Origin of the sequence: Streptomyces spongiae (assembly GCF_009377185.1) — a bacterium.
GTDB classification, from domain to species: Bacteria; Actinomycetota; Actinomycetes; order Streptomycetales; family Streptomycetaceae; genus Streptomyces; species Streptomyces spongiae.
Genome location: NZ_VJZC01000377.1, coordinates 1 through 9,664, shown reverse-complemented (window position 1 = coordinate 9,664; position 9,664 = coordinate 1). Strand labels below are relative to the sequence as shown.

Annotated in this window: 10 protein-coding genes; all 10 read left to right on the top strand. The window is 70.1% G+C overall.

The window, feature by feature from the left end; all coding sequences use genetic code 11:
• Window positions 1–54: 54 nt before the first annotated feature.
• The 10 genes from FNH08_RS34905 (at window position 55) to FNH08_RS34860 (ending at window position 9,404) form a co-directional block, all read left to right on the top strand.
• Window positions 55–1,179: a zinc-dependent metalloprotease gene (locus FNH08_RS34905; protein ID WP_152775532.1), complete on the top strand. Its 1,125-nt coding sequence runs from the start codon at window positions 55–57 to the stop codon at window positions 1,177–1,179.
• A 192-nt stretch (window positions 1,180–1,371) separates the two neighbouring features.
• A complete protein-coding gene (tilS, locus tag FNH08_RS34900; protein WP_152775531.1) occupies window positions 1,372–2,553 on the top strand; it encodes a tRNA lysidine(34) synthetase TilS in 1,182 nt (393 codons plus the stop codon).
• Window positions 2,554–2,630: 77 nt separating this feature from the next.
• Window positions 2,631–3,191, top strand: coding sequence for a hypoxanthine phosphoribosyltransferase (gene hpt, locus FNH08_RS34895; protein WP_152775534.1), 561 nt, complete (start codon window positions 2,631–2,633; stop codon window positions 3,189–3,191).
• Window positions 3,192–3,390: 199 nt separating this feature from the next.
• Window positions 3,391–5,418: an ATP-dependent zinc metalloprotease FtsH gene (gene ftsH / locus FNH08_RS34890; RefSeq protein WP_152775530.1), complete on the top strand. Its 2,028-nt coding sequence runs from the start codon at window positions 3,391–3,393 to the stop codon at window positions 5,416–5,418.
• A gap of 145 nt (window positions 5,419–5,563) precedes the next feature.
• Complete coding sequence (gene folE / locus FNH08_RS34885; protein WP_152775529.1) at window positions 5,564–6,169, top strand: GTP cyclohydrolase I FolE; 606 nt, start codon at window positions 5,564–5,566, stop codon at window positions 6,167–6,169.
• A 71-nt stretch (window positions 6,170–6,240) separates the two neighbouring features.
• Entirely contained in the window at window positions 6,241–7,107 is an 867-nt protein-coding gene (gene folP, locus FNH08_RS34880; RefSeq protein ID WP_152775528.1) for a dihydropteroate synthase, read from the top strand.
• Complete coding sequence (locus FNH08_RS34875; protein ID WP_322725997.1) at window positions 7,104–7,607, top strand: nuclear transport factor 2 family protein; 504 nt, start codon at window positions 7,104–7,106, stop codon at window positions 7,605–7,607. The genes folP and FNH08_RS34875 overlap by 4 nt, the downstream gene beginning before the upstream one ends.
• Window positions 7,608–7,865: 258 nt before the next feature.
• On the top strand, window positions 7,866–8,225 hold the full coding sequence (folB, locus tag FNH08_RS34870) for a dihydroneopterin aldolase (RefSeq protein ID WP_322725996.1): 360 nt from the start codon (window positions 7,866–7,868) through the stop codon (window positions 8,223–8,225).
• Window positions 8,222–8,833 (top strand): 2-amino-4-hydroxy-6-hydroxymethyldihydropteridine diphosphokinase, encoded by a 612-nt coding sequence (gene folK, locus FNH08_RS34865; RefSeq protein ID WP_152775527.1) that lies wholly within the window; start codon window positions 8,222–8,224, stop codon window positions 8,831–8,833. Before folB ends, folK begins: the two co-directional genes overlap by 4 nt.
• Window positions 8,834–8,906: 73 nt before the next feature.
• The gene (locus FNH08_RS34860; protein ID WP_322725995.1) at window positions 8,907–9,404 is read left to right on the top strand and encodes a DUF3180 domain-containing protein; all 498 of its coding nucleotides are present in this window, start codon (window positions 8,907–8,909) and stop codon (window positions 9,402–9,404) included.
• The last annotated feature ends 260 nt before the right edge of the window (window positions 9,405–9,664 follow it).

Below are 9,664 nucleotides of genomic sequence, written 5' to 3'. Positions count from 1 at the left end.
CCACCCACCTCCCACGCCCTGCCCCCAGCGGCAGCGCTCCCGTACGGTTGATTCATGACGCGCATCGGTGGTGCCGAGATGGTCGACTGGAATCTCGCGGTGGCGACCGCGACCCGGCTCGTACGGCCGGGCCCCGAGGTGAGCCGCGACGAGGCCAGGGCCGTCGTCGCCGAGCTGCGCCGACACGCCAAGTCCTCGGAGGAGCACGTCCGGGGCTTCACTCGTATGGGCACCGAGACGGCCCACGACACCCCCGTCCTCGTCGTCGACCGCCCGGGCTGGGTCCGGGCGAACGTCGCCGGGTTCCGGGAGCTCCTCAAACCGCTGCTGGACAAGATGCAGGAACGCCGCAGCGGCACCCCCGGCGGCGCGGTGCTGGGCGCCGTCGGCGGCAAGGTCACCGGCGTGGAGCTCGGCATGCTGCTGTCGTTCCTCGCCTCCCGCGTCCTCGGCCAGTACGAGACCTTCGCCCCCGCGACCCGCGAGCTCCCGGCCGGGGAGAACGGCGGCGGACGGCTGCTGCTGGTCGCGCCGAACATCGTCCACGTGGAGCGCGAACTCGACGTGGAGCCCCACGACTTCCGTCTCTGGGTGTGCCTGCACGAGGAGACGCACCGCACGCAGTTCACCGCCGTGCCCTGGCTGCGGGACCACCTGGAGGGTGAAATCCAGTCCTTCCTGGGGGAGACCGAGGTCGACCCCGCGACGGTCCTGGAGCGCATCCGGGAGGCCGCCCAGTCGCTCGCCGGCGGGCGCCCCGAGGGTGAGGAGGGCGACGACGGCCGGTCCATCGTGGAACTCGTCCAGACGCCCGCGCAGCGCGAGATCCTCGGCCGCCTCACCGCGGTCATGTCCCTCCTGGAGGGCCACGCCGACTTCGTGATGGACGGCGTGGGCCCGGACGTCGTGCCGTCCGTGGGCGAGATCCGCGAGAAGTTCCAGCAGCGCCGCGCCCGCGGGGCCTCACGCCTGGACCTCGCCCTGCGCAAGCTGCTGGGTCTGGACGCCAAACTCAGGCAGTACAAGGACGGCGAGAAGTTCGTACGGTCCGTCGTCGGACAGGTCGGCATGGAGGGCTTCAACCGCGTGTGGACCTCCCCGAACACCCTGCCGACCAAGGCGGAGATCGCCAAACCGGCGGATTGGGTCGCGCGGGTGCACCGTAAGTCGGAAGCGTGAGGCCCGTGGGGAAGGCGTGACACGCATTCGGCCGACGGCAGGCAAACGCCCCTCCAATCACCCGTCCGAGGGAGCGTGAGCGATGGGCAGGCGTGCAATGCTCGGGGCACGGCCCGTTTCTGTCACCATCTACACACTCTGAGTGACCAGATTCGGGTTCACCCCCCGACAACTTCATGAAGGGCACCGGACATGGGTCCCCATCCTGCGGTCGCGGCGATACGCCTGGCGGTTCGCCGCGTCCTCCACGACCTCCTCACCGAACACCACGCCGACACCGACACCCCCCACGCCGTTCCCGCCGTCCACGCAGGCGGGCCCGCTGTCATGCCCGCCGACGTCCCTCGCGGCGCCTTGCCTCCCGGTGCGCTCCCTCCCGACGCCCCGGCTCCCGGCGCCCTGCCTCCCGGCACCGCTGACGTCGGTGCGCGACCGCGCCCGGACCGGGACGCCCCCGTAACCCCGCCGCTCGTGCTCGTGGCGTGCTCCGGCGGCGCCGACTCCATGGCGCTCGCCTCCGCCCTCGCCTTCGAAGCCCCCAAGCTCGGCGTCCGCGCCGGCGGCGTCACCGTCGACCACGCCCTGCAGCCGGGCTCCGACCTGCGCGCCGCCGAGGTCGCCCTGCGCCTGCGTGAACTCGGCCTGGACCCGGTCGAGTCCGTCGCCGTGACGGTGGGCCGCGACGGCGGCCCCGAAGCCGCCGCCAGAGACGCCCGCTACGCCGCCCTGGACGCCGCCGCCGAACGCCACGGCGCCGCCGCCGTCCTGCTCGGCCACACCCGCGACGACCAGGCCGAGACGGTGCTGCTCGGCCTCGCCCGCGGCTCCGGCATCCGCTCCCTGTCCGGTATGGCCGCGGTCTCGGGGGCCGGCGGCCGCTATCGCCGCCCCTTCCTCCGCATCGACCGGCAGACCGCCCGCAAGGCCTGCATGGTCCAGTCCCTGCCCGTCTGGGACGACCCCCACAACACCGACCCCGCCTACACCCGCTCCCGGCTGCGCCACGAGGGCCTGCCCGCCCTGGAGAAGGCGCTCGGCAAGGGCGTCGTGGAAGCACTCGCCCGCACCGCCCGGCTCTCGCGTGACGACGCCGACGCCCTCGACGCCTGGGCCCGCCATGCCGAGGCCTCCGTACGCGACGCCTCGGGCCTCCTGGAGTGCGCCAAGCTGTACGCGCTGCCCGTCGCCGTCCGCCGCCGCGTCCTGCGTCGCGCCGCCATCGAGGCCGGGGCTCCCGCCGGTTCGCTGTTCGCCCGCCACATCGAGGAGGTCGACCGGCTGATCACCGGCTGGCGCGGCCAGGGAGCCATCAATCTCCCGGGCAAGGTCGTCGCACAGCGGCAGGGTGGCAGACTGGTGATTCGGCAAGGCTGAAAAACACACTCCTCTCAGGAGGTGTCGGGTGCCCCCTTCGGGGAGGGACCGGTCAGCCGGTGGGACGACCGAAAGTGATGCGGGTGGACGCGAAAGACATGGGTGGGGACCTCAAACAGGTACTCATCACCAAGGAAGAGATCGACGCGAAGCTGGCCGAGCTGGCCGCGAAGATCGACGCGGAGTACGCGGGCAAGGACCTGCTGATCGTCGGTGTCCTCAAGGGCGCCGTGATGGTCATGGCGGACCTCGCCCGGGCGCTGTCCACCCCCCTCACCATGGACTGGATGGCCGTCTCCTCGTACGGGGCGGGCACCCAGTCCTCGGGTGTGGTGCGGATCCTCAAGGACCTCGACACCGACATCAAGGGGCGGCACGTCCTCATCGTCGAGGACATCATCGACTCCGGCCTGACCCTCTCCTGGCTGATCACCAACCTCGGATCCCGCGAGCCCGCCTCCCTGAAGGTGTGCACTCTCCTGCGCAAGCCGGACGCGGCCAAGGTCGCGATCGACGTGGAGTGGGTCGGATTCGACATTCCCAACGAGTTTGTCGTGGGATACGGCCTCGACTACGCCGAGAAGTACCGCAACCTCCCGTTCGTCGGTACGCTCGCGCCTCACGTTTACGGCGGTTGAAACGCCCTCGTCATGAGGTCGGCAAGCCTCCGTGGAAGGCTCGGGAACCCCAGCGGGTCTCGCGCCGTTGGAGCATGCAGAGACGGGATTGTCGGCCGCCCGCGCGGCGTCGGGTGACAATGCTGGGGTACCGTCCGAAGAACAGTCTTTTATCAAACTCACTATGGCAGGAGGGACGGGGCGGCACCGCTCCGTATGGATGGACGTGAAGCGATACTTCCGTGGGCCGGTCATGTGGATCGTGCTGGCCGTCCTTGCCGTGGTCGTGTTGATGCAGGTCGTCGGCTCGTCCGGCGGCTACAAGACGGTGGACACCGGCCAGGTCGTCCAGGCGATCAACCAGGACAAGGTCAAGTCGGCCAAGCTCACCACCGGTGACGAGCAGATCATCAAGGTCGAGCTCAAGAGCGGTGAAAAGGTCGAGGGCAGCTCGAAGATCCAGGCGAGCTACATCGGCGACCAGGGCGTGAGCCTTGCCACCACGCTGCAGGACAAGTACCAGAACAAGCAGATCGATGACGGCTACACCGTCTCGCCCTCGAAGCAGAACCCGTTCGTCGGGATCCTGCTCTCGCTGCTCCCCTTCGTCCTCATCGTGGTCGTCTTCCTGTTCCTGATGAACCAGATGCAGGGCGGCGGCTCCCGAGTGATGAACTTCGGGAAGTCCAAGGCGAAGCTCATCACCAAGGACACCCCCAAGACGACGTTCTCGGACGTCGCGGGCTCGGACGAGGCCGTCGAGGAGCTCCAGGAGATCAAGGAGTTCCTCCAGGAGCCGGCGAAGTTCCAGGCCGTCGGCGCCAAGATCCCCAAGGGCGTGCTGCTCTACGGCCCGCCCGGTACCGGTAAGACGCTGCTCGCGCGCGCCGTCGCGGGCGAGGCGGGCGTCCCCTTCTACTCGATCTCGGGTTCCGACTTCGTCGAGATGTTCGTCGGTGTCGGTGCCTCCCGTGTCCGTGACCTCTTCGAGCAGGCCAAGGCGAACGCCCCGGCGATCGTCTTCGTCGACGAGATCGACGCGGTCGGCCGCCACCGCGGCGCCGGCCTCGGCGGCGGTCACGACGAGCGCGAGCAGACCCTGAACCAGCTGCTCGTCGAGATGGACGGCTTCGACGTGAAGGGCGGCGTCATCCTGATCGCCGCCACCAACCGGCCCGACATCCTCGACCCGGCCCTCCTGCGCCCCGGCCGCTTCGACCGCCAGATCGCGGTCGACCGCCCGGACATGCAGGGCCGTCTGGAGATCCTCAAGGTCCACCAGAAGGGCAAGCCGGTCGCCCCGGACGTCGACCTGTCGGCGGTCGCCCGCCGCACGCCCGGCTTCACGGGTGCCGATCTGTCCAACGTCCTGAACGAGGCCGCGCTCCTCACGGCCCGCAGCGACCGGAAGCTGATCGACAACCAGATGCTGGACGAGGCCATCGACCGCGTCGTGGCAGGCCCGCAGAAGCGGACCCGGATCATGTCGGACAAGGAGAAGAAGATCACCGCGTACCACGAGGGCGGACACGCCCTGGTCGCGGCGGCCTCACCGAACTCCGATCCGGTCCACAAGATCACGATCCTCTCCAGAGGCCGTGCTCTCGGCTACACGATGGTGCTCCCGGACGAGGACAAGTACTCGACCACGCGCAACGAGATGCTGGACCAGCTGGCCTACATGCTGGGCGGCCGCGCGGCCGAGGAACTGGTCTTCCACGACCCGACGACGGGTGCCGCGAACGACATCGAGAAGGCCACGGCCACGGCCCGCGCGATGGTCACGCAGTACGGCATGACCGAGCGTCTCGGCGCGATCAAGTTCGGTGGCGACAACACCGAGCCGTTCCTCGGGCGTGAGATGGCTCACCAGCGCGACTACTCGGAAGAGGTCGCCGCGCTCGTCGACGAAGAGGTCAAGAAGCTCATCGAGACCGCGCACAACGAGGCCTGGGAGATCCTGGTCGAGAACCGCGACGTCCTCGACAACCTGGTGCTCGCACTGCTGGAGAGGGAGACGCTGGGCAAGGAGGAGATCGCCGAGGTCTTCGCCCCCATCGTCAAGCGCCCGCCGCGGCCCGCCTGGACCGGTTCCTCCCGCCGTACGCCCTCCACCCGCCCGCCGGTGCTCTCCCCGAAGGAGCTCGCACTGACGAACGGGGTGAACGGCGCGACGCCGGCGATCACCGGCGCCGCGGAGTCCGTCCCCGCGAAGGAGGCCACCCCGGAGGACCGCCCGGAGAGCTGATCCGGTTCCGACGGTTTTCGGCCTACCAGGCCCGGAATGATTGCCGCGCCCCCCAGGTTCTAGCCTGGGGGGCGCGGCAACTTCTTATGCCCGTACATATGACGCGTGATCCGTACGCGTCGGAGCCACAGGAACGAGGCACCAGATGACCGACCCCGTGAGGCTGGACGGCGAGGGAGCGATCGGCGAGTTCGACGAGAAGCGCGCCGAGAACGCCGTTCGTGAGCTGCTGATCGCGGTCGGGGAGGACCCGGACCGGGAGGGGTTGCGGGAGACGCCCGCGCGGGTGGCACGGGCGTATCGGGAACTTCTGGCGGGGCTGACGCAGCAGCCCGAAGAGGTGCTGACGACGACGTTCGATCTGGGGCACGATGAGATGGTCCTGGTGAAGGACATCGAGATTGTTTCCCTCTGTGAACATCATCTGCTGCCGTTCCATGGAGTAGCCCATGTCGGCTACATCCCGGCCGAGTCCGGAAAGATCACTGGCCTGTCGAAGCTCGCGCGCCTTGTCGAGGTGTTCGCGCGGCGTCCACAGGTGCAGGAGCGGCTCACCACGCAGATCGCTGATTCTCTGATGCGAATCCTTGAGGCGCGCGGTGCGATCGTCGTCATCGAGGCCGAGCACATGTGCATGTCGGTACGCGGGATCCGTAAGCCGGGCGCGAAGACCACGACGTCGGCTGTGCGCGGCCAGCTTCGCGACGCCACGACGCGTGCCGAGGCGATGAGCCTGATACTGGCGCGCTGACCTCCGGTGAGCGCACGCACCGGGCGTCGTGACGCCGCGGAGATCCATCAGAAGGGGCCTAGGCTGGGCGCATGAACACGAAGAGCGGCCGCGGCCACGTGGTGGGCCTGCCCGCATGGGACCGCTGCGCGGTCATGGGCGTCGTCAACGTCACCCCGGACTCGTTCTCCGACGGCGGCCGCTGGTTCGACACCACCACCGCGGTGAAGCACGGACTCCACCTCGTCGACGAGGGAGCCGACCTCGTCGACGTCGGCGGCGAGTCCACCCGCCCGGGCGCCACCCGCGTGGACGAGGCGGAGGAACTCAGGCGCGTCATCCCCGTCGTACGCGGCCTGGCCGCCGAGGGCGTCGTCGTCTCCGTCGACACCATGCGCGCCACCGTCGCCGAACAAGCTCTTGCCGCCGGCGCCGCGCTCGTCAACGACGTCAGCGGCGGCCTCGCCGACCCCGCCATGATCCCGGTCGTCGCCGACGCGGGCGCCCCCTTCGTCGTCATGCACTGGCGCGGCTTCCTGGAAGGCGGCAACGTCAGGGGCATGTACGAGGACGTGCTCCGCGAAGTCGTCGACGAACTGCACGCGCGCGTGGAGGCCGTTCTGGACGGTGGCATCGCCCCCGACCGGATCGTCGTCGACCCGGGTCTCGGATTCTCCAAGGACGCCGAGCACGACCTCGCGCTCCTCGCCGGCCTCGACCGTCTGCTCGGCCTCGGCCACCCCCTGCTGGTCGCCGCGTCCCGCAAGAGGTTTCTCGGCGCCGTCCTCGCCGGCCCCGAAGGCGCCCCGCCGCCCGCCCGGCAGCGCGACGCCGCCACCGCCGCCGTCTCCGCCCTGGCCGCCCACCAGGGCGCCTGGGCCGTACGCGTCCACGAGGTGCGGGCCACCGCCGACGCCGTCCGCGTGGCCAGGGCCGTAGAAGGAGCCCGGGAGCTGTGAGCGCGCCCCACACCGACGTCGAACAGGTCGAACTCGCCAACACGGCCTTCTACGAGGCACTGGAGCGCGGCGACTTCGAGGAGGTCTCCTCCCTCTGGCTGACCCCCGCGGACCTGGGCGTCGACGAGTCGTACCACGACCCGGCGGACAGCGGAGTCATCTCCTGCGTGCACCCCGGCTGGCCCGTGCTCACCGGCCGCGGCGAGGTGCTGAGGTCCTACGCGCTCATCATGGCGAACACCGAGTACATCCAGTTCTTCCTCACGGACGTCCATGTGTCGGTCACCGGCGACACGGCCCTGGTGACCTGCACGGAGAACATCCTCAGCGGCGGCCCGGCGCCCGAGGGCGAGGGCGAGCTGGGCCCGCTCGTCGGCCAGCTGGTCGTCGCGACGAACGTGTTCCGGCGGACCCCGGACGGCTGGAAGCTGTGGTCGCACCACGCCTCTCCCGTCCTGACCGAATCCGACGGTGACGACGGCGAGGACACATCCGCTTGAGTGGGTAGGTGCCTTTCAAGGGTCGTGCAGTGATTCGGAGTGATTCAGGTAAGGGGACCCTGGGTAGGCGCGGTGTCCGGCCTGCGCGCCGCCGTGTCCTCCCGGGGAAACGCCTCGTGAACTGTGCCCGTCGGGTGCGGGTTCCGGCTTTCCGCGGCTGAACGCTGTCAGTGCCCGCAGGTAGATTCGAGGGTGGCTGGTGCGCCGTCCGCACACGGTACGCACCGGCCGTGACCGACGACTGCAGGAGTGATTCGCGTGGATCGTGTCGCGCTGCGCGGCCTGAGGGCCCGCGGGCACCACGGTGTGTTCCAGAAGGAACGCGAGGAGGGCCAGACCTTCGTCGTGGACCTGACGCTGGGCCTGGACACCCGACCGGCCGCGGCCGACGACGACCTGGCGAAGACCGTGCACTACGGCATCGTGGCCGAGGAGGTCGTGGCCGTCGTCGAGGGCGAGCCCGTCGACCTCGTCGAGACGCTGGCCGAGCGCATCGCCCAGGTGTGTCTGAAGCACGAGGGGGTCCAGGAGGTCGAGGTCTGCGTCCACAAACCGCAGGCACCGATCACGGTCCCCTTCGACGACGTGACCGTCACCATCACCCGGAGCCGAGTATGACCGCCTTCTTCACCGAGGGTCAGAGCGACCCGACCGTCCAGCCGGTGCCCACCTCGGTCGTCGAGAAGGTGGACGCCGCCGACACGACCCTGCACAACCCCCAGCGGGCCGTGCTCTCCCTCGGCTCGAACCTGGGCAACCGCCTGGAGACCCTCCAGGGCGCCATCGACGCCCTGGAGGACACCCCGGGCCTACGGGTCAAGGCGATCTCCCCGGTGTACGAGACGGAGCCGTGGGGCGTCGCGCCCGGCAGCCAGCCCACGTACTTCAACGCGGTCGTGGTCCTGAAGACGACGCTGCCTCCGTCCTCGCTCCTGGAGCGGGCGCAGGCGGTGGAGGAGGCCTTCCACCGCGTCCGCAGCGAGCGGTGGGGCCCGCGCACGATCGACGTGGACATCGTCTCCTACGCCGACGAGGTCTCCGACGACCCGGTGCTGACACTGCCGCACCCGCGCGCGCACGAGCGGGCGTTCGTCCTCGTGCCCTGGCACGACGTGGAGCCCGAGGCCCAGCTCCCGGGCCGCGGCGCGGTCGCCCAGCTCCTCGCGGACGTCACCAGGGAGGGCATCGTCCCCCGCGCGGACCTGGAACTCCAGCTGCCCGAGTAGTCGTTAAGGTCTACCGGGTCGGGATCATCGCCGGCCCACCATGACCAGATCACTGACTCGTCGAAGGGGCATCGTGAGAGAGCTGCGCATCAGGACGCTGGTCGCGGTGTTCGTGGTCGCCGGAGTGCTGTCCTGGTCCGGGGCCCGCCTGTGGACGGCGGTGGGCACACTGCCCCGCGTCCCGCTGGCCGCGCCCATCGTGCTAGCCCTGATCGCCGTCGTCCTCCTCGCCACGGCGCTGTCGCTGCGCGCCCGGCTCAAGGCCCAGCGCGAGCGCCACCCGGGCGCCCAGGGCGTCGACCCGCTGGTCGCGGCCAGAGCGGTCGTCTTCGGCCACGCGAGCGCCCTGGTCGCGGCCCTGGTCGCCGGCCTGTACGGCGGCACGGGCGTGTTCCTCCTGGAGTCCCTGGAAATCCCGGCCCGCCGCGACCAGGCCATCTACGCCGGCTTCTCCGTCGTAGCGGGCATCGGAGTGATAGCGGCCGCCTTCTTCCTGGAACGAGTGTGCAAGCTCCCGGAGGACGACGACAACAACGGAGGCGGAGGCGGAGGCGCGGCCCGGGCAATGTGAGGCGCAGGTCCCCGCAGAGGGCGCGGGGAACTGCGCGGTTTTCAGGGGCGCGGACAACTGACACGGCTTCTTGAGGCGCGGGGAACTGCGCGGTCTTCGGGGCGCGGGGAACGGCGCGGTCTTCGGGGCGCGGGGAACGGCGCGGTCTTGGGGGCGCGGGCAACTGCGAGGTCTTCGGGGGCGCGGGGAACTGCGCGGCTTTTAGGGCCGCGAGGAACCGCGTGCTCTTCGGGGACGCGGGCAACTGCCAGGTCTTCGGG

What these genes read in the sequence shown, in the direction of transcription:
- folK (WP_152775527.1), top strand. Translation starts at nt 8,222, where the DNA reads ATGACCGCCTTCTTCACCGAGGGTCAGAGCGACCCGACCGTCCAGCCG.
- tilS (WP_152775531.1), top strand. Translation starts at nt 1,372, where the DNA reads ATGGGTCCCCATCCTGCGGTCGCGGCGATACGCCTGGCGGTTCGCCGC.
- folE (WP_152775529.1), top strand. Translation starts at nt 5,564, where the DNA reads ATGACCGACCCCGTGAGGCTGGACGGCGAGGGAGCGATCGGCGAGTTC.
- folP (WP_152775528.1), top strand. Translation starts at nt 6,241, where the DNA reads ATGAACACGAAGAGCGGCCGCGGCCACGTGGTGGGCCTGCCCGCATGG.
- hpt (WP_152775534.1), top strand. Translation starts at nt 2,631, where the DNA reads ATGCGGGTGGACGCGAAAGACATGGGTGGGGACCTCAAACAGGTACTC.
- FNH08_RS34905 (WP_152775532.1), top strand. Translation starts at nt 55, where the DNA reads ATGACGCGCATCGGTGGTGCCGAGATGGTCGACTGGAATCTCGCGGTG.
- ftsH (WP_152775530.1), top strand. Translation starts at nt 3,391, where the DNA reads ATGGACGTGAAGCGATACTTCCGTGGGCCGGTCATGTGGATCGTGCTG.